The following is a 23,581-nucleotide window of genomic DNA, read 5'->3' as shown; positions in this document are numbered from 1 at the left end:
TCGGGCGGCGTTCAGCCGTCCCGCAAGTGCACCTTCACGGGCAGGGGCGCCAGCGCGGCCTTCAGCGCTTCGCGCGCAGCGTCGGTCCAGTCGGCGCCCAGGTACACGGCCACATCGGCCGCGCCCTGGGGTTCGATGCGCACGCGGCCCGCGTCTGCGCCCTGCCCCGCCACGATCTGCCGCACCACCGCCACGGCGGTCATCTGTCTCAGCTCGGGCTTGTAGATCTTGCCGACGTTGGTGGTCGGCAAAGCCGGCAGCACTGCCACCCACTTCGGGCGCGCCGGCGGCTCGTCGACGCGGGCGCTGGCGAAGGCCAGCAGCTCGGCCTCCGTGGCCTCGGCGCCCGGCCGCAGCGTGGCGAAGAGCACCGGCAGTTCGCCGGCATAGGCGTCGGGCGCGCCCACGGCCGCGCAGGTCTGCACGGCGGGATGCGCGCCCAGGGCGTCTTCCAGCATGCCGGGGTCGATGTTGTGGCCGCCGCGGATGATCAGGTCCTTGGCGCGACCGGCCAGGTGCAGCAGGCCCTGCTCGTCCAGCCGGCCGAGATCGCCCGTGGCCAGCCAGCCATCGGGCGTAAAGGCCTTGGCCGTGTCCCGCGGGTCCAGGTAGCCCGGAAAGACGTTGGGCGACTTGAACAGCACCATGCCCGTCTCGCCGGGCGCCACCTCGCGCGCGCTGGCGCCGCCCTGCGCGTCGAGCGCCACGATGCGCACCTGCGCATGCGGCGGCACGAAGCCCACGCAACCGGCCGGCGCATACACGCCGCGCGGCGTGACGCTGCTGATGCCGGCCATCTCGGTCATGCCGAAGCTCTCGTGCACATGCAGGCCGAACAGCCGCTCGAAGCGCGCGCCCAACTCAGCCGGCAGCGGCGCCGCGCCGGTACGGCAATAGGTGATGGAGGAAATGTCGGCGCCTTCCAGCGGCACATTGGCGAGCGCCGCCAACATGGTGGGCACGGCCGCAAGCACGGTGGGCCGGTAGCGCTCGACGAGCTTCCAGTAGTTGCGCACCACCTCGCGGTTGCGCATCAGCAGCGTGGTCGGGATGACGATCTCGGCACCGGCCGAAAGCGACGCCAGCGCACCCGGCAGCACGCCTGCCACATGGAACAGCGGGAAGCCGGCGATGCCGACGTCGGCACTGTTCGTGCCCTGCGTGACGACGCTCGCCCAGGCGGTGAAGATCTGGTTGCCGTGCGTGTGCTGGGCGAGCTTGGGCGCGCCCGTGGTGCCGCCGGTGTGGAAGCAGGCCGCCACGTCCTCGGCGGCGATCACGCGGCCGCTCACCAGAAGGTCGTCGGGCTGGGCTGCCAGAACCTCCTGGAAGTGCAGCGCCCCGGGCGGCAGCGCGGGCGCATCCGCGGGCGCCTCATCATGCGGCGCCACGCGCAGCACATGCCGCAGGGTGGGCACGCGCGCCTGCAGCCGCAGGGCCTTGTCCCAATACTCCGCATCTTCCGGCGCGCCGTAGGCGATCAGCGCCTTCGCGCTAGTGGCCTGCAGCAGCGCCGCCAGCTTGTCCTCGGTCAGCAGCGGATTGAGCGGCTGCACGATGCAGGCCGCCTGGCCGCCCCAGTGGGCCAGGTGGTATTCCAGGCAGCCGGGCAAAAGCGCCGCCACGGTATCCGTGGGACCCAGGCCGAGCGCATGCAGCGCATTGGCCGTCTGATGCATGCGGGCCAGCAGCTCGGCATAGGTCCAGCGCACCGGCGGCGTGTCGGGGTTGCCGTCGCGCAGAAAGGTCAGCGCCGTCTTGTCGCCAAAGGCCAGCGCCGCGTTGCGGATCAGCTCGTAGGTGCTGCGCGCAGGCAGCGACTCGGCCAGCGGGGTGGCCGCCAGTCGCTCGATGTCGGCCCGGCTGCGCACGGGAAACGGCGCGGCCAGCGGCGGATGCCGTGGCGGCCAGGCCTGGGCGGAAGACGCGGCGGCGGCAGCCATCAGTTCACCGCCACCTGCTTGTCGCGGATCACCTTGCCCCATTTGTCGAAGTCGGTGCGCATGCGGCTGGCCATCTGCGCAGGGGCCTGGTACTCGGCGATGGCGCCGGCCTGGATCAGACGCTTCTGGATGTCGGGCTCCGCCAGGATCGCCTTGACCTCGCGGCTCACGCGGTCGATGACCAGCTGCGGGGTGCCGGCCGGCGCCAGCAGGCCGCCCCAGGACACGGCGTCGAAGCCCTTGAAGCCCTGCTCGGCCACCGTCTTCACCTCGGGCAGCTGCGCGATGCGCTGCGGCGAGCCGACGGCAATGGCGCGCAACTTGCCCGCCTGGATGTGCGGCAACGCCGCGACCAGGTCGGCATACATCACGGGCACCTGGCCACCCAGCAGGTCGGTCACGGCCGGCGTGCCGCCCTTGTAGGCGATGTGCTGCATGTCGAAGCCGCCCAGGTCCTTGAGCATCTCGGTGGTCAGGTGGCCGAAGCTGCCCGGGCCCGAGCTGGTGTAGTTGAGCTTGCCGCCTTCGGCCTTGGCCTTGGCGATGAGGTCGGGCAGCGTCTTCACGTCCGGCAGCACGGTGGGGTTGACCACCATCACGATGGGCAGGTCGTACACCGTGGCGACGGGCGCGAAGTCCTTGGCGGTGTCGTAGCCGGCGCTCTTGTACAGGTGGGGCGCCAGCAGCGTGGGCGTGGCCAGCATCATGAGCGTGTAGCCGTCCGGCGCACTCTTGGCGACGAACTGCGCGGCGATGGTGCCGGAGGCGCCGGCGCGGTTCTCCACCACCACCGGCTGCTTCAGGCGCTCGGCCAGCTTCTGGCCGACCAGACGCGAAGCCGTGTCGGTGGGGCCGCCCGGCGGGAAGGGCACGATCAGCTTGATGGGCTTGTCGGGCCAGGCCTGGGCGGCGGCCGGCAGTGCGGCCAGGCCGAGGGCGCCGGCCGCGGCGGCGAGAAGAAGGCGGCGGGCGTTGTGGGCTCGCTGGGTCATGGTGATGTCTCCAGGTCCTCGTGGGACCGTGTCGTCAAAAAAAGAAAGCCGACTGCCCGAGATGCAGATCGGTTCACCCGTTCGCTCTGAGCTTGCCTGTCCTAAGCCCGCCGAAGGGTCGAAGGGCTTTGACACGCGCGTGCCCGGCTTCGACAAGCTCAGCCCGAACGGACCTGGGTTCATTGGCCCGCATCGGACAGACGCCCGCTTGGGAGGCTGCCGCAGCAAAGCATTCAGAGCGCGCCGGACTGCCGCAGCGCCGCAACGCGGCTCGCGTCCAGGCCGAGCAACTCACTCAGTACATCCTCGGTGTGCTGAGCCAGGCCGGGCGGCGCGCGGCGCACCGGCACACGGGCGCCATCGAGGCGGTAGGGCGGCGCGAGCACGGGCACTGGAACGTCCGGCGCATCAGCCTCGGCGTACTGCGTGAGCAGCCCCGCATCGGCGGTGCGCTGGGACTGCAGCGCCTCCAGCAGGCCCAGCACCTCGCCGCAGGGAATGCCCGCGGCGCGCATGCGTTCGAGCAGCAGCGCGCGCGGGCGCTTGGCCAACTCGGCGCGCAACTCGGGCAGCAGCGTGTAGCGGTTGCGCGAGCGCGCGAGGTTGGTGGCATAGCGCTCGTCGGTCGCCATCTCGGGCCGCTCGATGACGTCGGTGCAGAAGCGCTGGAACTGCGTGTTGTTGCCCACGGTGATCACCACCGGGCCGTCTTGCGCATCGAACACACCATAGGGCACGATGGACGGATGCGCATTGCCGTACTTGGGCGGGTCGCCGCCCTGCAGCAGCGCCTCCATGCCGTAGTAGGCGGTGATCATCAGGCCGCAGTCGTACAGCGCCATCTCCACATGGCGTCCCTGGCCGGTGCGCTGGCGGTCGAACAGCGCGGCCAGGATGGCCTGCGCCGAATACATGCCGGTGAACATGTCCACCGCCGCCACGCCGAACTTGAGCGGGCCCTGCCCTTCCTCGCCGTTCAGCGCCATCAAGCCGGCCTCGCCCTGCACCACCAGGTCGTAGCCGGGGCGCGCCTTCTCGGCGCCGCCGCGCTCGTAACCGGTGATCGAGCAGTACACCAGGCCGGGGTTGATCGCGCGCAGCGCCTCGTAGCCCAGGCCCATCTTCTCGATGCCGCCGAACTTGAAGTTCTGGATCAACACGTCGCACTTGGCGGCCAGCTCGCGCGCGAGCTGCTGGCCCTCGGCCGTGCCGAGATCGATGCCGATGGAGCGCTTGTTGCGGTTGGCGCTGTTGAAGTAGCTGGTGTTGCGCGCGCCCACGCGCAGGCCCCAGTCGCGCGTGTCGTCGCCGCGGCCGGGATGCTCCACCTTGATGACCTCGGCCCCCAGGTCGCCCAGGGCCTGGGCGCACATGGGGCCGGCCAGCACGCGCGAGAGATCCAGCACGCGCACGCCTTCGAGCGGCAGGCGCATCGTCATGCCGGCACCTCCGCGCTCAGCGCCATGTAGCGCGCCAGGTGGTGGTCCTCGTCGCCGAACTGATGGTCGATCATGACCAGGCGCTTGGCATAGTGCGACAGCGGCAGCTCCCAGGTCATGCCGATGCCGCCATGCAGCTGGATGCTCTCTTCCGCCACCTTCGTGCCGATGCGGCCGATGCTGTACTTGGCGGCCGACAGCGCCTTCTCGCGCGCCAGCCGATCGGCGTCATCGATGGCCGCCGCCGCATTGATGACGGCCGAGCGCGCCTGCTCCACCTCCAGCAGCAGGTCGGCCATGCGGTGCTGCAGGGCCTGGAAGCTGCCGATGGGCACGCCGAACTGCCTGCGGGTGCGCAGGTATTCGAGCGTGTCTCGCTTGGCGATTTCCATGGCGCCCAGGGCCTCGGCGCACAGGGCGAGCACGCCCCAGCCGACCGCGCGCTCCAGAATGCCCGCGCCCTCGCCTTCCGCACCCAGCAGTGCATCGGCGGGCAACTGCACGCCTTCCGGCGTCAGCTCGGCCACGCGGCCACCGTCGATGCGCGGGCAGTCGCGACGCAGCAGGCCGGGCGCGTCGCCGGGCACCAGGAAGAGCGAAATTCCCTGCGCATCGTCGATGCCGCCGCCGGTGCGGGCCGAGACCAGCAGCAGATCGGCTTGCGCGCCCAGCGCCACCACGGCCTTGGCACCGTCGAGGCGCCAGCCCTCGCCCTGCCGCACGGCGCGCGTCGCCACGCGGTGGACCTCGTAGTGCGAACCGGGTTCGTCATGCGCCAGTGCGGCGAGGATGCTGCCATCCACCAGACCGGCCACGCGGGCCTGCTGCGCCTCGCTGCCCGCGGCGGCCAGGGCCTGGCCCACCACCAACGCGCCGAGGAAGGGCTCGACCACCAGGCCCTTGCCCAGGCTCTCGAACACCACGGCCACGTCGAAGCCGGTTCCGCCGAAGCCGCCCACGGCCTCGGGCAGCAGCGCGCCGATGGCGCCGATCTCGGCCAGCTGCGCCCAGTGCGCGCGGCTGAAGCCCTCGTCGCTCTCGGCGATGCGGTCGCGCGCCTCGAAGCCGTACTGGTCGGCGATGAAGCGGTCCAGGGAATCCGCCAGCATGCGGCGGTCTTCGGTGTGCTCGAAGTTCATAGGCCGAGGATCATCTTGGAGATGATGTTCTTCTGGATCTCGTTGGAGCCGCCGAAGATCGACAGCTTGCGGTTGTTGAAGTACTGCGCGGCCAGCGGCGCAGCCTCCTCGGGGCCGACGGCGGGCTCGTCCCAGCCTGCGTGCAGCGCGGCCTCGATGAAGGGCTGCGCATAAGGGCCCATGGCGCGGCGCGCCAGCGAGGAGATTTCCTGCCGGATCTCGGTGCCGCGGATCTTGAGCATGGAGCTTTCCGCCCCCGGCACACCGCCACCGGCCACGGCGGCGATCACGCGCAGGTTGGTGGTCTTCATGTTCTCCAGATCGATCTCGACCTTGGCGAGGCGCGCGGCGAAGAGCGGGTCCTGCGCCAACGGCCGGCCGTTGCGCTGCACCTTGGCGGCGATGCGCTTGAGCTTCTCGAGCGCGGCCACCGAGAAGCCCACGCCCGCGATGTTGGTGCGCTCGTAGGTCAGCAGGTACTTGGCATAGGTCCAGCTCTTGTCCTGCTCGCCCACCAGGTTGGCAGCCGGCACGCGCACGTCGGTGAAGAAGACTTCGTTGACCTCGTGTTCGCCGTCCAGCGTGATGATGGGCCGCACCTCCACGCCGGGCGAATCCATGTCCACCAGCAGGAAGCTGATGCCCGACTGGGCCTTGGCCTCGCGGTTGGTGCGCACCAGGCAGAAGATCATGTTGGCGTGGTGGCCCAGCGTGGTCCAGGTCTTCTGACCATTGACCACGTAATGGTCGCCGTCCAGCACGGCCGTGGTCTTGACCGAGGCCAGGTCCGAGCCCGAGCCGGGTTCGGAATAGCCCTGGCACCACCAGTCTTCGCCGCTCAGGATGCGCGGCAGCCAGTACTGCTTCTGCGCCTCGCTGCCGTACTTGATGAGCACCGGCCCGAGCATGTTGACGCCGAAGGGCACGATGCGCGGCGCGCCGGCCAGGGCGCATTCGTTCTCGAAGATGAACTTCTGCACCGCGCCCCAGCCCGGGCCGCCGTACTGCTTGGGCCAGTGGTTGGCCAGCCAGCCGCGCTCGTTGAGGATGCCGTGCCACTCGGCCATGTCCTCGCGCGTCAGGCGCAGCCCGCGCCTGACCTTGTCGGCGATGCGCGCGGGCAGCTTCTCACGCAGGAACTGCAGCACCTCGCTGCGGAAGGCCTCTTCCTCGGCCGTGAATTTCAGGTCCATCGGTGGTCCTTTGGGATGAGCACGGCCCTGCGCCTGCCGGCGCATGAACGCATGCTCGAAAAAAGAAATGAAAGACCGGCTCAGCGCGCCTGGTTCAGGCTCGAAAAGTCGCGGCCCTCGGCCACCAGCCTCTCCAGCAGCGGCGCCGGCTTCCAGAAGAGCGGGTCTTCCTTGGCGAAGGTGCGGATGTCGTCGAGCACCTTCGGCAGGCCGACCATGTCGGCGTACTTCATCGGGCCGCCACGGAAGCGCGGGAAGCCGTAGCCGTAGAGGAAGGTCACGTCCACATCCAGCGGCCGCAGGGCGATGCCCTCCTCGACCACCTTGGCGCCCTCATTGACCATGGCGGCCATGTAGCGGCGCATGATTTCTTCGGGTGTGAACTTCCGCGGCGTGATGCCCTTCTTCTGCCGCTCGGCATCGACGATGGCGAGCACTTCCGGGTCGGGCTGGCCGGTGCGGGCACCCTCGGGGTACAGGTAGAAGCCGCGGCCGGTCTTCTGGCCGAACCAGCCGCGTTCGCACACGCGGTCGGCCACTTCCACATAGCGGGCCTTGGGGTCGCGCGTGGCGGCGCGGCGCTTGCGCGTGGCCCAGCCGATGTCGCCGCCGGCCAGGTCGGTCACCTGGAAGGGGCCCATCGGATAGCCGAAGCCGCGCACCGCGTCGTCGATCTCATAGGGGCTGGCGCCGTCTTCCATGATGTAGTCGGCAGCCTGCTTGTAGACGGCCAGGATGCGGTTGCCGATGAAGCCGTCGCACACGCCCGCGCGCACCGGCACTTTCTTCATCTTCTTGGCCAGCGCGAAGGCGGTGGAGACCACGTCGGCGCTCACCTTGGCCGGCACCACGATCTCCAGCAGCTTCATGATGTTGGCCGGGCTGAAGAAGTGCAGGCCGATGACGTCCTGCGGCCGCGAGACGCTCGCTGCGATGGCGTCGATGTCCAGGTACGAGGTGTTGGTGGCCAGCACCGCACCGGGCTTGCAGACGCGGTCCAGCTCCTTGAAGACGGCCTTCTTGACCTCGATGTCCTCGAACACGGCCTCGATGACCAGGTCCACGTCGGCGAAGGCCGCGTAGTCGGTGCTGCCGCTGAAGCGGGCCATGACGGCCGTCTTGGCCTCGGGCGTCATGCGGCCCTTCTTGATCAGGCCGTCGTAGACCTTTTCGACGTTGGCCTGGCCGCGCGCAATGGACGCATCGTCGCGCTCGACCATCACCACCGGCAGGCCGGCGTCCAGCGCCGACACGGCGATGCCCGCGCCCATGGTGCCGCCGCCGACGATGCCCACCTTGTCCAGCTTGCGCGGCTGCGCGGCCTGGGCCTCGGGCACCTTGACCACTTCGCGTTCGGCGAAGAAGGCATGGATCAGGCCGGCGCGCTGTGGGCTGTCGATGCAGGCCATGAAGGCCTGGCGCTCCAGCGTCATGGCCTCGTCGAAGGGCTTGTCGAGTGCGGTCTGAACGGCCTCGACGATCTTGTGTGGCGAGAACAGGTTCTTCGACTTCTTGGCGGTGTCGGCGCGGGCCGCGTCGATGGCGGCCTGCGCAGCGGCCCGATCGGCCAGTCCCTGGGCGTCGCGGGTGCGGCGAACCGAGGCGTCGGCGGCCAGCAGCGCCTGGACATAGGCCAGACCCGCCGCCACGGCATCTTCACCTTCGGCAATGCGATCCACCAGGCCCAGCGACAGGGCCTCCTTGGCCTTGACGTGACGGCCGCTGAGCATCAGCTCCAACGCAGCCGCGGCACCGATGAGACGGGGCGCCCGCACCGTGCCGCCAGCACCGGGCATCAGGCCCAGTTGCACCTCGGGCAGGCCCAGCTTGGCATCGGGCAGGGCCACCCGGTAGTGAGCGGCGATGGCGATCTCCAGCCCCCCGCCCAGGGCTGCACCGCGCAGCGCGGCGACCACCGGCTTGCTGCAGGCCTCGATGCGGTTGCAGACCTCCGGCAGCGAGGGCGGCTGCGGCGTCTGGCCGAACTCGCGGATGTCGGCACCCGCGATGAAGTTGGCGCCCTGCCCCACGATCAGCACCGCCTTGACGCGCGGTTCGGCGTCCGCGGCCTCGATGGCGGCCAGCAGACCGCGCCGCACCGCGGCCGAGAGCGCGTTGACGGGCGGGTTGTCGACGGTGATCTGCAGGATCTCGCCCTGGATCTGGTGGCGGACGGCGTCGGCGGGCGTGGCGGGGGTCGATGTCATGAGGCGGCTGTCTCCGGGAAAGGCACAAGCCGGCATTGCGCCGGCACCTGCGCATTCTTGTCCCGCTCGTCGTGGATGACAATCCGCCGCTTGCTTGACAGACTGTCAAATGGGATTTGACGATGGATCTGAACATGCTCTCCCTGCTGGTGGAGATCATCGAAGCCGGCAACCTGAGCGAGGCAGCACGGCGCCTGCGCATGAGCCGCGCCAACGTGAGCTACAGGCTGGCCCAGTTCGAACGGACCCTGGGCCAGCAGCTGTTGCGCCGCACCACCCGCCGCATCGAGCCCACCGAGATCGGCCAGCGGCTCTACGAGCACGGCCGCGCCATCCGCGACGAATTGCTTGCAGCGCGCGAATCGGTGCAGATGCTGGGCCAGAGCCTGCAGGGCCGCATCCGGCTGTCCGTGCCCAGCGGCTACGGCCAGCAGGTGATGGCCGCTTGGCTGATCGACTTCAAGCGGCAGTACCCCGGCATCGTGCTGGACGTGGTGTTCGAGAACCGGGTGGAAGACCTGCTTCAGGGCGAGGTGGACATCGCCGTGCGCGTGATGTCCGAGCCACCGCAGAACCTGGTGGCGCGCGACCTGGGCCGGGTGCGCTACGTGGCCTGTGCGTCGCCGGCCTATGCGCAGGCGCACGGCCTGCCGCAGTCGCTGGAGGCGCTGCGGCAGTCGCCGCTGATCACGGCGATGGTGATCGGCCGCCAGCTGCGCGTGGCGGCCTACCTGGGCGCCGAGCGGCACGAGGTGCTGCTGGAGCCGACGCTGATCTCGGAGAACTTCGAGTTCCTGCGCCAGGCCATCGAGGCCGGCCTGGGCGTGGGCATCGTGCCCGACTACGTGGTGCGCAACGCCGTCGACCGCGGCGAGGTGCTGACCACGCTGGACGAATGGCGCCTGTCGATCTTCGGCAACCACATGTACATGCTGTACATGCCCAACCGCCACCACACCCGGGCGACGACGGTGTTCATCGACTTCCTGCTCGAACGTGTGAAGGAGACGGGCCGGCGCCGATGAGGCGGCCCGTCCGGGCCAGCAATCAGAGACCTTCGGGCCGCATGGGGATGTCGCCCATGGCTTCGTCGTTGCGCACGTCGCCAGCCACCTTGAGCGTGTCGATGGACAGGCCGTCGCCCCGGCCGGCGAAGCCCTGGGCGATGCCTTCGAGCGCCGAGGCCAGCGGCTGGTTGCCGTCTTCGCGCGCATTCATGCTGATGTTGAGCACACGGGCTGCCATCTGGCGGTAGCTGACGACGCCGTTGCGCTCCAGCAGCGCCACCAGGTCGAGGTACAGCGCCAGGTTGAGGTCGAACGCCAGCTTGGCGGACGGTTCGAAGCCGGCACCACCCGGCAGGTTGTCGTTGTCGTTGTTGTCGTTCATGGCTTCTTGCTCTTTCTTCATCAGGATGCGGCCGCCGCCTGGCGCTGGCGCATGGCCTCGTAGAGGCAGACGCCGCTGGCCACGGACACGTTCAGGCTCTCGACCGCGCCGGCCATGGGAATGCTCACGAGCTCATCGCAGGTCTTGCGGGTGAGCTGGCGCATGCCGGCGCCCTCGGCGCCCAGCACCAGGGCCGTCGGGCGGCGCATGTCGCATTGGTAGAGGGTGCCGGGCGCATCGTCGCTGGTGCCCACCACCCAGATGTCGCGCTCCTTCAGTTCGTTGAGCGTGCGCGCCAGGTTGGTCACCATGAAATAGGGCACCGTCTCGGCGGCACCGCTGGCCACCTTGGCCACCGTGGCATTGATGCCGGCGGCATGGTCCTTGGGCGCGATCACGGCCTGGGCACCGGCACCGTCGGCCACGCGAAGGCATGCGCCCAGGTTGTGCGGATCGGTCACGCCGTCCAGCACCAGCAGCAGCGGCACGGTGCCCGCGGCGTCGAGCTGGTCGAGCAGCTCGTCGAGGGAATGGGTCTGGGCGACAGGCTCGACGCGGGCGGCGACACCCTGGTGCCCATGGCCGCCGGTCAGGCGGGCCAGCCGCACGCCGTCGGCTTCGATGAGGCGCACGCCGCTTTCCTGGGCGCGGGCGATGAACTGCTTCATGCGGGCATCGCGCCGCGTGGGATCGAACAGCACCTCGAGGACGGAACCCGGCGAGGTCTTCAGCCGCACGCCCACGGCGTGGAAGCCGAAGATCACTTTGGGGGAGGAAGACATATCGCGCGGGATTATCGGCGGCCACCGGCGAGCCGCCCTCCTCCGCATGCCCGGGCCTTGTCGGCCGGCGCCGCATCGGCCTGACGGCCAAGGGCGCCCCCACCCGCGCCCCGCGCCCCGCGGCGCCCATGCGGCGTGCCGACGCCCCGTGGGGACCGCCTACCGCGCGCCGCTCAGGCGGCGGTGGCCCTGCTGCCCTTTATCGTGTCCATCACCTGCTGCGCCTGCGCCGGGCTTGCAAGGCCGTCGCCGGCCCAGGCGACGAACTGGTCCGGCCGGACCAGCACGAGCGCGGCACCGTAGCGCTGGCGATCGCCGTCCGCCGTGTCGCGGACCACGGTCAGGGGCAGCTTCACCGCTGCCGCAGCTTCGACCAGGGCTGCGACGTCCGCGTCGCTCGCGCCGAAGGCCAGCAGCGTGTAGCCCTCGCCCAGCGCCTCGAACACATTGCGGCCGTCGCGCAGGCCGGCCGGCGCCAGGTGATGGCCCGCGCGGGCCCGGAAGCTGTGGCTACCCACCGCGCTGCATGGACCGGCGTGGGCACCCGGAGCGTGCATCACGACCGGAGACCCTTCGTAATGGGGCTCGAAGGACTGCACCTCGCCCACCGCGCCGCTGCTGCGCGCGTTCCACGCCTCCTCGAAGGCAGCCGGGTCGCGGGCCGGGTCGTGGGCACGCAGGAAGTCGCGGTCGATCTCGATGGAGCGGGCGATGAAGTCGCGCGAGGTGGAGGCGAACACCGGTCGGCGCTCGGCGTCGTAGGAATCGAGCAGCGCCTCGCCGCCCCAGCCCTGCAGCGTGGCGGCGAGCTTCCAGCCCAGGTTGCGGGCATCCTCGAAGCCGGTGTTGACGCCGTAGCCACCGTAGGGCGGATGGCTGTGGGCCGCGTCGCCCGCAATGAAGACCGGGCCGGCGCGGTAGCGGTCGGCGATGGCGAAGCGCAGGTCCCAGAAGCCGATGTGCTGGAAGTCCACCTCGAACTCGGCGCCGACCGCCTCGTGCAGATAGCGCTTGAAGTCGAAGTTGTCGCGCGTGGTGCCGGGCGGCACCGGCGCATGGAAGAACCAGGTGCTGCCCAGGTCGACACGGCCGAAGAACTTCCAGTAGCCGTCCAGCTCGGGCTGCAGCACGTTGTAATAGGACTTCCCGGGGTAACGAGACAGCAGCTGGTGCAGGCCTTCGGAGCGGAAGACCAGCAGCACCATCATGCGGTCGTGGTCCGACAGCGTCTGCGTGATGCCGGCCTGGGCGCGCACCCTGGAGCGGCTGCCATCGCAGCCCACCAGGTAGCGGCCTTCGATGATGCGGTGGCCCTCGCCCCCGGTCTCCGCCACCTCGGCGTAGACGGTGTCGTTGTCCACACGCACGTCCTCGGCCGTCCAGCCGTAGAGCACGCGCACGGTGGGCAGCTGGGCGGCGCGGGCACGCAACACCGCCTCGGTGGCGTACTGCGGCAGACGTTCGTTGGCGGTGAAGTAGTAGGGCCGCACCAGTTCGCGCTGCAGCCAGTCGTAGTGGTAGGGGCTCAGCAGCGTGCCATGCGCCGTCAGACCGCCGATGCCGTATTCCGGTGGAATGGTGCGGGCCGCACGCAGGGCGGCTTCGGCACCCCAGAAATGGAAATGCTCCATCGTGCGCTGCGTCAGGTTCTGGCCCTTGGGGATGGGCTGCGGCTCGCGGTGGCGCTCGACCAGCGTGCAGTGGATGCCACGCTGGCCCAGCTCGATGGCCAGTCCGATGCCCACCGGGCCGCCGCCGACGATGACGACCTGTGTCTTCTCGTGCGGAATGCCGGTGCTTGCGTTGTCTGCGGTCATGGTGTGCGGTCTCGATGTCGTGTAGGCGATGGCGGTATTGGGCCGCAGGCCCAGGCATCAGACAAGTTTAGGTATGACATGCACTCATAAAATCAGCATATGAACCTGACCATGCGGCAGATCCGCGCCTTCCTGAGCGTCGCCCAGGCCGGCAGCTTCACCCGGGCGGCCGAGCGGGTGCACATGACCCAGGCCGGTCTCAGCATCCTGGTGCGCGAGGTCGAGAAGCAGCTGGGCGCGCGCCTCTTCGACCGCACCACGCGCGCCGTGCAGCTCACCGAGGCGGGTCGGCGCTTCGCCGCGGTGGCCGAGAACGTGCTGCAGCAGCTGGACGACGCCGGCACCGAGGTCGGCGCGCTGGGCCAGCGCACGCGCCAGCAGTTGCGCATCGCAGCGACGCCGCTGGTGTCTTCGCACCTTCTGCCGCAGATGCTCGCGCGCTTCAGCCAGGCGCAGCCCGAGGTGCGCGTCCAGCTCCTGGACAGCGACCTGCAGGGCGTGCAGGCGCTGGTGGAGTCGGGCGCGGCCGACATCGGGCTGGGCTTCTTCTTCAAGGTGACCTCGGGCCTGGTGCGGCGGCAGATTGCCGAATTCGCATTGATGAAGGTCTCGCCTGCGGCCGAGGCGCCCACGGCCGTCGGCCGGACGGGCTGGACCTCGCTGCGCGGCACGCGCCTGATCACCCTGCCGGCCGAGAACCCGATCCAGCGCAGCATCGACACCCATCTGCATCGCCTGGGCGTGACGCCCGAGGAGACACAACCGGTCAGCTTCATCGCCACCATGATCTCCATGGTGGAAGCCGGCTTCGGCAGCGCCGTGATCCCCACCTTCGCCGTGGCCGCCTGCCGGCGCCACCGCGTGGCCATCGACGTGCTGGGCAGCCCGCAGGTCAAGCTGGGCTTCTACCGGGTGTCGCGGCGCGGCGCGGCGCAGACAGCGGCGATGCAGGCCTTCGACGAAGTGCTGGTCGAACTACTGCCGACGATGTCGCGTTGAGCCTCGACAGGACGGGGGCCATTCATTGCCATGGCTAATCAATGCATGTGATTCCTGAATTTCACTTCATGGCCGCCCGCTGGCCCAATAGCACGCATCCCGACGCGCCGCCTTGCGCTGGCGCAAACTGAGATTCGACCGCCGCATGAAGCGGCAGGAGTGGAGACATGAAGATGAAGTGGATGCGCTGGCTGCCTCTGGTGGCCGCCGCGATGACGAGCGCCGCCCCCGCCTGGGCCTGGCCCGACCGCCCCATCACGCTGGTCGTGCCCTACACGCCCGGCACGGGCATCGACATCGTGGCGCGCCAGCTCTCGGCCCGCCTGCCCAAGACCCTGGGCCAGCCGGTGGTCGTGGACAACGTGCCCGGCGCCAGCGGCAACATCGGCAGCGAGCGCGTGGCCCGCGCCGCGCCCGACGGCTACACGCTGCTGGTGCAGGTCAACACGCTGGTGATGAACAAGAGCCTGTACAAGTCGCTGCCCTATGACCCCGTCAACGACTTCGCGCCCGTGGCCCTCACGTCGTGGGGCACGCTGCTGCTGGTGACCAACCCGCAGGTGCAGAAGGCGCACACGGCCGCCGAACTGGTGGCCCAGGCCAAGGCCAAGCCCGGCCAGCTCACCTACGGCACGCCCGGCGTGGGCACGCCGCATCATCTGTCGATGGCGCTGCTGACGCAGACCTCGGGCGTCGACATGCTGCATGTGCCCTACAAGGGCACAGCCGGCGCCGTGACCGACCTGCTGGGCGGCCGGCTCGACGCCATGTTCCTGCCGGTGCATGTGGCCCTGCCGCACATCAAGGCCGGCAAGCTGCAGGCCCTGGCGGTGGGCAGCGACAAGCGCGTGCCGCAACTGCCACAGACGCCCACGCTGACCGAGGCCGGTCTCAAGATGGGCAGTGTGGACATGTGGTACGGCGTGTTGGCGCCCAAGGGCACGCCCCAGGCGGTCGTCGACCGGCTCAACCGCGAGATCGCCGACGTGCTGAAGCAGCCCGAGGTAGCGACCATCTTCGAGGCGCAGGGAATGGTGCCCGCCCAATCGACGCCGGCCGACTTCGGCAAGCTGATCGCGAAGGACGCGACGCGCTGGGCCGAAGTGGTGCGTACAGGGAACATCACCGCCGACTAAGCGTCGGTGCGGCGAGTGGCGCTGTAAGGGGCCCTGTCTCGCGCAGCCCCCTGCACCGAGCCTGGCCGACAGGCACCGCCCCGCCAGCCTCCAGGCTCTAGATCAGGCGCCCTTGAGCGCTGCGGCGTGGTGCGCCACGTGGTCGCCGATGAAGCTGGCGATGAAGTAGTAGCTGTGGTCGTAGCCCGGCTGCATGCGCAGCGTGAGCGGATGGCCGGCGGCGTCGCAGGCCTTCTGCAGCAACTCGGGCTTCAGTTGCCCGGGCAGGAATTCATCGCCCTCGCCCTGGTCCACCAGCAGCGGCAGGCGCTCGGTGGCGGTGCCGATCAGCTCGACCGCGTCATGGGCTGCCCACGCACTGCGGTCCTCGCCCAGGTAGGCCGCGAAGGCCTTCTGGCCCCAGGGCACCTGCGTCGGCGCCACGATGGGCGAGAAGGCCGACACGCTCGCGTAGCGACCCGGATGGCGCAGGGCCAGCGTCAGCGCGCCATGGCCGCCCATCGAATGGCCGGAGATACCGCGCCGCGCGGTGGTGGCGAAGTGCTGCTCCACCAACGCAGGCAGCTCCTGCACCACGTAGTCCTCCATGCGGAAATGCGGCGCCCAGGGCGCCTGTGTGGCATTGAGGTAGAAGCCCGCGCCCTGCCCCAGGTCGTAGGCCGGGTCATTGGCGATGGCCTCGCCGCGCGGGCTGGTGTCGGGCGCCACCAGGATCAACCCGTGCTGCGCTGCATGCTGCTGCGCGCCGGCCTTGGTGATGAAGTTCTGCTCGCTGCAGGTCAGGCCCGACAGCCAGTACAGCACCGGGCAGGCCTCGCCGGCCAGCGCGGCCGGTGGCAAGTAGACGCCCAGTTTCATCTCGCAGCCCAGCACTGCGGAGGCGTGCTTCCACACCTCCTGGCGGCCGCCGAAGCTGGCATGTTGTTCGACGCGTTCCATCATGGTCACGCGCTCAGGCGTAGTGCACGACGGAGCGGATCGACTTGCCCTCGTGCATCAGGTCGAAGGCTTCGTTGATGTCCGTCAGCGGCATGGTGTGCGTCACGAAGGGCTCGAGCTGGATGCGGCCGGCCATCGCGTCCTCGACCACGCCCGGCAGCTGCGAGCGGCCCTTGACGCCGCCGAAGGCCGTGCCCAGCCACTTGCGGCCGGTGACCAGCTGGAAGGGCCGCGTCGAGATCTCCTGCCCCGCCCCCGCCACGCCGATGATCACCGACTGGCCCCATCCTCGATGGGCGCACTCCAGAGCGGCACGCATCACATTGACGTTGCCGATGCACTCGAAGCTGTGGTCCACGCCCCAGGTCGTCATCTCGACGATCACCTGCTGGATCGGCTTGTCGAAGTCCTTGGGGTTGACGCAGTCGGTGGCGCCGAAGGTGCGCGCCAAGTCGAACTTGGAAGGGTTGGTGTCGATGGCGATGATGCGGCCGGCCTTGGCCAGCTTGGCACCCTGGATCACCGCCAGGCCGATGCCGCCAAGGCCGAAGACGGCGACCGAATCGCCCTCCTGCACCTTGGCTGTGTTCTTGACGGCGCCCAGGCCCGTGGTCACGCCGCAGCCCAGCAGGCAGACCTGTTCGGGATTGGCATCGGGGCTGATCTTGGCCAGCGACACCTCGGCCACCACGGTGTACTCGCTGAAGGTCGAGCAGCCCATGTAGTGGTAGACCGGCTGGCCGTTGTAGCTGAAGCGGGTGGTGCCGTCGGGCATCACGCCCTTGCCCTGGGTGGCGCGCACGGCCACGCACAGGTTGGTCTTGCCGCTCTTACAGAACAGGCATTCGCCGCATTCGGCGGTGTAGAGCGGAATGACATGGTCGCCCGGCTTGACGCTGGTGACGCCCTCGCCCACCTCGACCACGATGCCGGCGCCTTCATGGCCCAGCACGGCGGGGAACAGGCCTTCCGGATCGTCGCCGCTCAGGGTGAAGGCGTCGGTGTGGCAGACGCCCGTGTGGGTGATCTTGACCAGCACTTCGCCCTTCTTCGGCGGGGCCACGTCGAGCTCAACGATCTGCAGGGGTTCTCCGGCCTTGAAGGCAACGGCGGCGCGGGATTTCATGGTCGGTTCTCCTGATGATGGATGGGTAGGGAAACGAAGAAGGTCTCAGCGCAGGTAGCTGCGCACGATGCGCATCACCTGCTCGATCTCTGCCTGGGTATCGGCCGGCTTTTCGCCGGCGGTGCCGAAGGTTTCGCGAAGGTGGCTGTCGAGCACCTCGGCCATCAGGCCGGTGGCGGCGCCACGCAGCGCCGACAGCTGCTGCAGCAATGCGCCGCAGTCGGTGCCGGCCTCCACCGCACGCTCCAGCGCCTCCGTCTGGCCACGGATGCGGCGCAAGCGGGTGATGACGCGCTTCTTCTCTTCGGCGGAATGGGGCAAAGGCGCTCCTCGGATACTCCCGGGGAGTATAAGAGTAGCGTCGTGCCGCGTCGAGTGGCGACGCGCTCGACAGTCGTCGTCCGGGTCAGGCGGCCAATGGCGCCGACGTCGATTCGTCCTGCGCGACCCGGCCGGCGGCAATGGTGATACGCCGCTCGCAGCGTTGCGCAATGGCGCGGTCGTGCGTCACCAGCAGCAGCGTCGTGCCCAACTCGCGGTTGAGATCAAACATGAGTTGCATCACCTGCTCGCCGGTGGCGAAGTCCAGGCTGCCAGTGGGCTCGTCGGCCAGCAGCAGCCGCGGCTGCACCACGAAGGCGCGGGCCAACGCCACCCGCTGCTGCTCGCCCCCGGACAGCAGCTTGGGATAGTGGCCCAGGCGCTGCCCCAGTCCGACGCGGCCCAGCATCTCGGTGGCGGCGGCGCGGGCATCGCTGCGGCCGGCGAGTTCGAGCGGCAGCATCACGTTCTCCAGCGCCGTCAGGTTGCCCAGCAACTGGAAGCTCTGGAACACGAAGCCGACCTGGCGTGCGCGCAGTGCGGCGCGGTCGTCCTCGTCCACCGCGAAGAGGTCCTCGCCCGCCAGCCTGACCGTGCCGCGGGTGGGAACGTCCAGCCCCGCGATGATGGACAGCAAGGTGCTCTTGCCGGAGCCCGACGCACCGACGATGGCGGCGGTCTCCCGCGCGCCGAGGGTGAAATGGATGTCTTGCAGAATGTCCAGCGTGCCTGTGGAATCGGCGACGGACTTGTAGACGTGTTCGACGGCGACGATGGCTTCCACGGTGTTGGACATGAATTGGAAAGGACTCGCGTGCTGATTCGACGTCACTTTATCCTGCGCACCGCGCTGGCCCTGTCGGCGGCGGGCCCGTGGGGTCTTTCGGCCCTGGCGCAGCCGGCGCCGGCCAAGACACCCGTGATCCTGGTGGTCGGCGATTCACTGTCGGCCGAGTACGGCCTCAAGCGCGGCGAAGGCTGGGTGGCGCTGATGGAGAAACGGCTCGCCGAGCAGAAGATCGCCGCCAAGGTCATCAATGCCAGCATCAGCGGCGACACCACCTCGGGTGGCCGGGCCCGGCTGCCGGCGCTGCTGGCCCAGCACAGGCCCACGCACGTCATCCTGGAGCTGGGCGCCAACGACGCCCTTCGCGGCCTGCCGCTGGCGTCGACCGAGGACAACCTCACGCAGATGGCAAAGGCCAGCCAGGCGGCCGGTGCCAAGGTGCTGGTGGTGGGGATACAGGTGCCGCCCAACTACGGGACGGACTACACGCGGCGCTTCGGGGAGATCTTCGGCCGCGTGGGAAAGGCGACCCAGTCCGACGTGGTGCCCTTCCTGCTGAAGAACGTGGCAGACGGGCCGGATGCGGCTTCGATGTTCCAGGCGGACCGAATTCATCCGCTGGCCATCGCGCATCCCCGCATTCTCGAGAACGTCTGGCCCGCCGTGCGCAGGATGCTGCGCTGAAGGGGCGAGCCTGGCCGGCGGAGGGGCTCAGCCGTCCTTGGTGGGCGTGTCGGGCACGGTGGGCGCGTCGTGCTCGAGCGAGGCGACATCCGTTTCGGGATCGCCAGGCGCGAGGCCCGGGCTGCTCGGGGGGATCTTGCGCTCCGCCTTGGCCCGCAGCTTCTCTTCCTTCTTCTGCCTCTTGGCCAGTTCCCGCTGCCTTTTCTCGTAACCGTAATTGGGTGTGGCCACGCGCACGCCTCCTTGTCGATGCCGCCGCCCCGGGGCTCGGGGCAGCCTCCGCCCCAATGTAAGCGATATCGCAGGACGTGCCTACGGCGCGCCAGGCGCTAGCGAGTCCGGCGCGAAGCCGAAGCCGCGCTCAGAGCCGGGCGAGCGCCTGCGCCAGGTCAGCCTGCAGGTCCTCCACCCGCTCCAGCCCCACCGAGAAGCGCACCAGCGTGCCCTTGTGGGGCCAGCGGCTCACGGAAGGGTCGCGCATCAGGCCGATGTCGTAGGGCACGACGAGGCTGATGGGTCCGCCCCACGAGTAGCCCAGCTTGAACAGCTTCAGACTGTCGCAGAAGCGGTCGATGGCCTCGACGGCAAAGCGGCCATCGAAAACCACCGAGAAGAGCCCGGCCGCCAGGTCGCTGGCGCCGCACAACGTCTGCCAGTGCGCATGACCGGGCGAGCCGGGCAGCGCCGGGTGCAACACCTGCGCAATTTCCTCCCGCTCGCCCAGCCAAGTGGCCAGGGTGCGCGCCGCGCGGTCGTGCGCGGCATAGCGCAGATGCACGCTGGGCAGCGCCCGCAGCAGCGTCTCGGCGTCGTTGGCACCGACACCGATGCCCAGGCGCATGTGCGTGAGCTTGAGCTTGAGGTGCAGGGCCTCATCGCGGGTGACCACGCTGCCCATCAGCACATCGCCACCGCCGCTCGGGTACTTGGTGAGCGCATGGACGGAGATGTCCACGCCCTGCCCGTCGCCCACGAGGTCGAAGGGATTGAAGGCCAGCCCTGCGCCCCAGGTGTTGTCGAGTGCGCTGACCACGCTCCGCGCGCGGCAGGCCGCGACCAGCGCGGGCAGGTCGGGAAACTCCATCGTGACCGAGCCCGGCGCCTCGATCCAGACAAGTCGGGTGCGCTCGGAAATCTTGGCGGCGAGGTCCGCGGGGTCCATCGCGTCGTACAACCGGTGGGTGATGCCATAGTTGGCGAGCTCACCGGTGGCCAGGGCCTTGTTGGGGCCGTAGGCGTTGTCGGGGATCAGCACCTCGTCGCCACGGCTGAGCAGCGAGAGCGCCACCAGCGAGATGGCGGCCAACCCGCTCGGCGCCAGCAGGCACTGGCTGCCGCCTTCGAGGGCTGCCAGCCGTTCCTCGAGCAGGAAGGTGGTGGGGGTGCCGTGAAGGCCGTAGGTGTAGCCGGCCTTGCTCTTCCAGTCGCGCGCACGCATCGCGGCGACGTTGGGGAAGAAGACCGTCGAGGCCTTGAAGATGCCCGGCTGTGGGGCTTCGAAACTCGACGGGGGAAGGTAGGGGTGGTGGATCAGGTCGGTGGCAGATGCGCTCATGCCACCGATGCTAGCCCCTCTTCAGACGGACCACTTCTTAAGCAGCTTCTCCGGTCGCATCGTGTCGTAGCCCTCGAAGGGCTGGTGGATCCAGGGATTGGTCTCCAGGTACTCCACCGAGTAGTCGGGCGTGAACACCGACAGCTGCTTGGTCCAGAGCACCGCGCTGCGCAACTCGGTGATGGGGGCGTACTTGGTGCGCAGCAGTTCCACCACGGCCTGCAGCGTGTGTCCGGAATCGGCCAGATCGTCCACCAGCAACACGCGGCCGGCGATCTCGCCTTTGGGTGTGGTGATGTAGTGGGCGATGTCCAGGTGGCCCTGGATAGTGCCGCCCTCGGAGCGGTACGAGCTGGTGGACATGATGGCCAGCGGCTTGTCGAAGATGCGCGACAGCACATCGCCGGGCCGCATACCGCCGCGGGCCAGGCACAGGATGTTGTCGAACTCCCAGCCGGACTGGTGGATCTTGAGCGCGAGCTTCTCGATGAGGTTGTGGTACTCGTCGTAGCTGACGTACAGGTGCTTGCCGTCTTCGGTCAACATGGGTCGTGGGCTCCTGGCGTGTTCAATCGGCGAGGTAGGGATGGCGCATCATGATCGTGTGGTCACGATCCGGGCTGGTCGAGATCATGGCGATGGGCACGCCCGTCACCTGCTCGATGCGCTGCAGGTACAGCCGGGCATTGACCGGCAGCTTGTCGTACTGCGTCACACCCACGGTGCTGTCGGACCAGCCTTCCATCGTCTCGTACACCGGCACGCAGCGCTCGATCTCGTCGGCACCCAGCGGCAGGATGTCGATGTGCTCGCCGTCCAGCTCGTAGCCGGTGCACAGCTTGAGTTCCTCGATGCCGTCCAGCACGTCGAGCTTGGTGATGCACAGCCCCGACAGGCCGTTGACCTGGGCCGAGCGCTTGAGCAGCGCGGCATCGAACCAGCCGCAGCGGCGCGAACGGCCGGTGGTCACGCCCTTCTCGGCACCCACGGTCGACAGGTGGTAGCCCACGGTGCCCGGCTTCTCCCAGTCCAGCTCGGTGGGGAACGGGCCGCCGCCCACGCGGGTGCAGTAGGCCTTGGTGATGCCGAGCACGTAGTGCAGCATGCCCGGGCCCACGCCCGAGCCGGCGGCCGCATTGCCGGCCACGCAGTTGCTGGAGGTGACGTACGGATAGGTGCCGTGGTCGACATCAAGCAGCGTGCCCTGCGCGCCTTCGAACAGCAGGTTGGCGCCGTTGCGGTGGGCCTCGTTCAGTTCACGTGACACGTCGGCGATCATGGGCTTGAGCACCTCGGCGTGCTTCATCGCCTCGCTGTAGACAGCATCGAAGTCGATGGGCTCGGCACCCAGCACCTGCGTCAGCACATGGTTGTGCAGGTCGAGCAGCACGCGCAGCTTCTGCGCGAAGCGCTCGGGGTGCTTCAAGTCCTGCACGCGCAGCGCGCGGCGGGCGATCTTGTCTTCGTAGGCCGGGCCGATGCCGCGGCCGGTGGTCCCGATCTTCTCGATGCCGCCCTTTTCGCGATAAGCCTCGCGCGCCACGTCCAGCGCGGCGTGGAAGGGCAGGATCAGCGGGCAGGCCTCGGACACGCGCAGGCGCGAACGCACCTCCACCCCCGCTTTCTCCAGCCCTTCGATCTCTTCGAACAGTTTGGCGCACGACAGCACCACGCCGTTGCCGATGTAGCAGGTCACGCCCGGGCGCATGATGCCGCTGGGAATGAGGTGCAGCGCCGTCTTGACGCCGTTGATGACCAGCGTGTGGCCCGCGTTGTGGCCGCCCTGGAAGCGCACCACACCCTGGGCGCTTTCCGTCAGCCAGTCGACCAGCTTGCCCTTGCCCTCGTCGCCCCACTGGGTGCCGACGACGACCACGTTACGTCCGGTTGTCACGCTCATGAATGTTCTCGTTGATCAGATGGCTTGCACTTCCCACCGGCCGCCGACGCAGTTCAGCGTGCGGTCGCAGTGGAATTCGTCGATTTCGCTCTCATGGCCCGGCAGCACGCAGACCACCGTCTCGCCGCCGGCGCGCAGCGCCGCAATGGCACTGCGCAGGCCAGCGTCGGTGTCGCTCCAGGGTGCACGGATGGCCGCGCGCAGGGGCGGCCGCGGCACCACGGCCACCAGGCTGCGTACGTCCAGGCTGAAGCCCACGGCTGGCCGGTTGCGGCCGAAGACCGCACCCACCTCGTCATAACGGCCGCCCCGCGCCAGCGAGTCGTTGGCACCCTCAGCGTAGATCGCAAACCGGGCACCGCTGTAGTAGGCATAGCCCTGAAGGTCGGCCAGGTCGAAGCTCACGCGGGCGGTGCCCAGTTCGGCCAACTGGGCCGACAGCCAGCGCAGGCCCGCCACGGCCGACAGGGCGTCAGGGAAGGCAGCCAAGACGCGTTCGGCTTCGTCCAGCACCAAGCGGTCGCCGTACAGCTCGGGCAGGACGCGCAGCGCATCGCGCACAGGCGCCGGGAATCCGCGTGTGAGTTCAACCAGCGTGCTCGCATCCTTGGCGGCCAGGGCCGCATGCACGCGCTCCAGGATGTCGCGGGGCGCCTGGGCGCCGGCCAGCAGGGCACGCACGATGCGCACGTCCGCCAGATCCACGAGCGCATCGCGCACATCCGCGGCACGCAGCGCGGCGAGAGCGAGTTCGAGCGCTTCGAGGTCCGCCTCGCGGCCGGCATGGCCGTAGATCTCGGCACCGAACTGCAGCGGCTCGCGGGTGGCGTTGGGACCGTCGGGCCGCGCATGCAGCACGGGCCCGCAGTAGCACAAGCGTGCCACGCCTTCGCGATTGAGCAGGTGCGCATCGATACGGGCGACCTGCGGCGTGGTGTCGGCACGCAGGCCCATGCTGCGGCCGGAGAGTTGGTCGACGAGCTTGAAGGTCTGCAGGTCCAGCGCCTCGCCGGTGCCCGAGAGCAGCGATTCCAGATGCTCGATGAGCGGCGGCATCACCAGCTCGTAGCCGTAGCTGCGGGCGGTGTCGAGGAGTTGGCGTCGGAGTTCTTCGATGTGGCGCGCCTCGGAGGGCAGCACATCGGCAATGTGATCCGGGAGGACCCAGGCGGACATGGCGTGTAGGCCGTGGTTAAAACGGGATTCTAACGGCCCTCGACAACGCCCCGGAGA

General features: G+C 69.1%; 22 protein-coding genes. 4 read left to right on the top strand and 18 right to left on the bottom strand.

All coding sequences use genetic code 11. The annotated features are described in order from the left end of the window. Positions 1-11 precede the first annotated feature (11 nt). The 6 genes from ABIC63_RS05020 to ABIC63_RS04995 all read right to left on the bottom strand — a co-directional run bounded on the left by ABIC63_RS05020 (position 12) and on the right by ABIC63_RS04995 (position 8,913). On the bottom strand, positions 12-1,943 hold the full coding sequence (locus tag ABIC63_RS05020; protein ID WP_354318939.1) for an acyl-CoA synthetase: 1,932 nt from the start codon (positions 1,941-1,943) through the stop codon (positions 12-14). Beyond that, on the bottom strand, positions 1,943-2,935 hold the full coding sequence (locus ABIC63_RS05015; protein ID WP_354318938.1) for a tripartite tricarboxylate transporter substrate binding protein: 993 nt from the start codon (positions 2,933-2,935) through the stop codon (positions 1,943-1,945). Before ABIC63_RS05015 ends, ABIC63_RS05020 begins: the two co-directional genes overlap by 1 nt. Positions 2,936-3,168: 233 nt before the next feature. Then, positions 3,169-4,374 (bottom strand): CaiB/BaiF CoA transferase family protein, encoded by a 1,206-nt coding sequence (locus ABIC63_RS05010; protein WP_017757984.1) that lies wholly within the window; start codon positions 4,372-4,374, stop codon positions 3,169-3,171. Beyond that, positions 4,371-5,513, bottom strand: coding sequence for an acyl-CoA dehydrogenase family protein (locus ABIC63_RS05005; RefSeq protein ID WP_354318937.1), 1,143 nt, complete (start codon positions 5,511-5,513; stop codon positions 4,371-4,373). The genes ABIC63_RS05010 and ABIC63_RS05005 overlap by 4 nt, the downstream gene beginning before the upstream one ends. Then, positions 5,510-6,706 carry an acyl-CoA dehydrogenase family protein gene (locus tag ABIC63_RS05000; protein ID WP_354318936.1) on the bottom strand — a complete coding sequence of 399 codons (1,197 nt, stop codon included), beginning with the start codon at positions 6,704-6,706 and terminating at the stop codon, positions 5,510-5,512. The genes ABIC63_RS05005 and ABIC63_RS05000 overlap by 4 nt, the downstream gene beginning before the upstream one ends. Before the next feature lie 80 nt (positions 6,707-6,786). Next, complete coding sequence (locus tag ABIC63_RS04995; RefSeq protein WP_354318935.1) at positions 6,787-8,913, bottom strand: 3-hydroxyacyl-CoA dehydrogenase NAD-binding domain-containing protein; 2,127 nt, start codon at positions 8,911-8,913, stop codon at positions 6,787-6,789. Positions 8,914-9,035: 122 nt separating this feature from the next. On the opposite strand from ABIC63_RS04995, the gene ABIC63_RS04990 reads away from it, so the two are divergent. Further along, entirely contained in the window at positions 9,036-9,938 is a 903-nt protein-coding gene (locus ABIC63_RS04990) for a LysR family transcriptional regulator (RefSeq protein WP_295527780.1), read from the top strand. 22 nt (positions 9,939-9,960) lie between these two features. Here ABIC63_RS04990 and ABIC63_RS04985 read toward each other — a convergent pair whose 3' ends face one another. From ABIC63_RS04985 to ABIC63_RS04975, 3 genes are all read right to left on the bottom strand, one after another. Further along, a complete protein-coding gene (locus tag ABIC63_RS04985) occupies positions 9,961-10,302 on the bottom strand; it encodes a hypothetical protein (RefSeq protein ID WP_043114793.1) in 342 nt (113 codons plus the stop codon). Between the two features lie 20 nt (positions 10,303-10,322). Beyond that, positions 10,323-11,084, bottom strand: a complete 762-nt coding sequence (gene rlmB / locus ABIC63_RS04980) for a 23S rRNA (guanosine(2251)-2'-O)-methyltransferase RlmB (RefSeq protein ID WP_294374817.1) — start codon at positions 11,082-11,084, stop codon at positions 10,323-10,325. A gap of 173 nt (positions 11,085-11,257) precedes the next feature. Beyond that, a complete protein-coding gene (locus ABIC63_RS04975; protein WP_354318934.1) occupies positions 11,258-12,901 on the bottom strand; it encodes an FAD-dependent monooxygenase in 1,644 nt (547 codons plus the stop codon). Between the two features lie 99 nt (positions 12,902-13,000). Between ABIC63_RS04975 and ABIC63_RS04970 the strand changes: the two genes are divergently transcribed. After that, positions 13,001-13,900: a LysR family transcriptional regulator gene (locus ABIC63_RS04970; protein WP_294374814.1), complete on the top strand. Its 900-nt coding sequence runs from the start codon at positions 13,001-13,003 to the stop codon at positions 13,898-13,900. A 167-nt stretch (positions 13,901-14,067) separates the two neighbouring features. Beyond that, positions 14,068-15,036, top strand: a complete 969-nt coding sequence (locus ABIC63_RS04965) for a tripartite tricarboxylate transporter substrate binding protein (protein WP_502935845.1) — start codon at positions 14,068-14,070, stop codon at positions 15,034-15,036. 102 nt (positions 15,037-15,138) lie between these two features. Here ABIC63_RS04965 and fghA read toward each other — a convergent pair whose 3' ends face one another. The 4 genes from fghA to ABIC63_RS04945 form a co-directional block, all read right to left on the bottom strand. Further along, entirely contained in the window at positions 15,139-15,975 is an 837-nt protein-coding gene (gene fghA / locus ABIC63_RS04960) for an S-formylglutathione hydrolase (RefSeq protein ID WP_354319030.1), read from the bottom strand. Positions 15,976-15,988: 13 nt separating this feature from the next. Continuing rightward, complete coding sequence (locus ABIC63_RS04955) at positions 15,989-17,101, bottom strand: S-(hydroxymethyl)glutathione dehydrogenase/class III alcohol dehydrogenase (RefSeq protein ID WP_354318933.1); 1,113 nt, start codon at positions 17,099-17,101, stop codon at positions 15,989-15,991. Positions 17,102-17,146: 45 nt separating this feature from the next. Next, positions 17,147-17,422, bottom strand: coding sequence for a metal/formaldehyde-sensitive transcriptional repressor (locus ABIC63_RS04950; RefSeq protein WP_294374809.1), 276 nt, complete (start codon positions 17,420-17,422; stop codon positions 17,147-17,149). Positions 17,423-17,507: 85 nt separating this feature from the next. Then, entirely contained in the window at positions 17,508-18,218 is a 711-nt protein-coding gene (locus ABIC63_RS04945) for an ABC transporter ATP-binding protein (protein WP_354318932.1), read from the bottom strand. Positions 18,219-18,239: 21 nt separating this feature from the next. On the opposite strand from ABIC63_RS04945, the gene ABIC63_RS04940 reads away from it, so the two are divergent. Continuing rightward, the gene (locus ABIC63_RS04940) at positions 18,240-18,893 is read left to right on the top strand and encodes an arylesterase (protein ID WP_502935847.1); all 654 of its coding nucleotides are present in this window, start codon (positions 18,240-18,242) and stop codon (positions 18,891-18,893) included. Between the two features lie 27 nt (positions 18,894-18,920). Here the strand turns inward: ABIC63_RS04940 and ABIC63_RS04935 are convergent, their stop codons facing one another. The 5 genes from ABIC63_RS04935 to ABIC63_RS04915 all read right to left on the bottom strand — a co-directional run bounded on the left by ABIC63_RS04935 (position 18,921) and on the right by ABIC63_RS04915 (position 23,524). Next, positions 18,921-19,124 carry a hypothetical protein gene (locus ABIC63_RS04935; protein ID WP_294374806.1) on the bottom strand — a complete coding sequence of 68 codons (204 nt, stop codon included), beginning with the start codon at positions 19,122-19,124 and terminating at the stop codon, positions 18,921-18,923. 130 nt (positions 19,125-19,254) lie between these two features. After that, positions 19,255-20,448, bottom strand: coding sequence for a PLP-dependent transferase (locus ABIC63_RS04930; RefSeq protein WP_294374803.1), 1,194 nt, complete (start codon positions 20,446-20,448; stop codon positions 19,255-19,257). Positions 20,449-20,469: 21 nt separating this feature from the next. After that, the gene (locus tag ABIC63_RS04925) at positions 20,470-20,994 is read right to left on the bottom strand and encodes a phosphoribosyltransferase (protein WP_017760720.1); all 525 of its coding nucleotides are present in this window, start codon (positions 20,992-20,994) and stop codon (positions 20,470-20,472) included. 22 nt (positions 20,995-21,016) lie between these two features. Further along, positions 21,017-22,348 (bottom strand): adenylosuccinate synthase, encoded by a 1,332-nt coding sequence (locus ABIC63_RS04920; protein ID WP_043114796.1) that lies wholly within the window; start codon positions 22,346-22,348, stop codon positions 21,017-21,019. A 15-nt stretch (positions 22,349-22,363) separates the two neighbouring features. Next, the gene (locus ABIC63_RS04915) at positions 22,364-23,524 is read right to left on the bottom strand and encodes an ATP phosphoribosyltransferase regulatory subunit (RefSeq protein WP_294374798.1); all 1,161 of its coding nucleotides are present in this window, start codon (positions 23,522-23,524) and stop codon (positions 22,364-22,366) included. Positions 23,525-23,581: the final 57 nt, after the last annotated feature.

The sequence above is a fragment of the Pseudacidovorax sp. 1753 genome, assembly GCF_040544975.1.
Lineage (GTDB): Bacteria > Pseudomonadota > Gammaproteobacteria > Burkholderiales > Burkholderiaceae_C > Xenophilus.
This window is presented reverse-complemented; position numbering and strand designations above follow the sequence as displayed.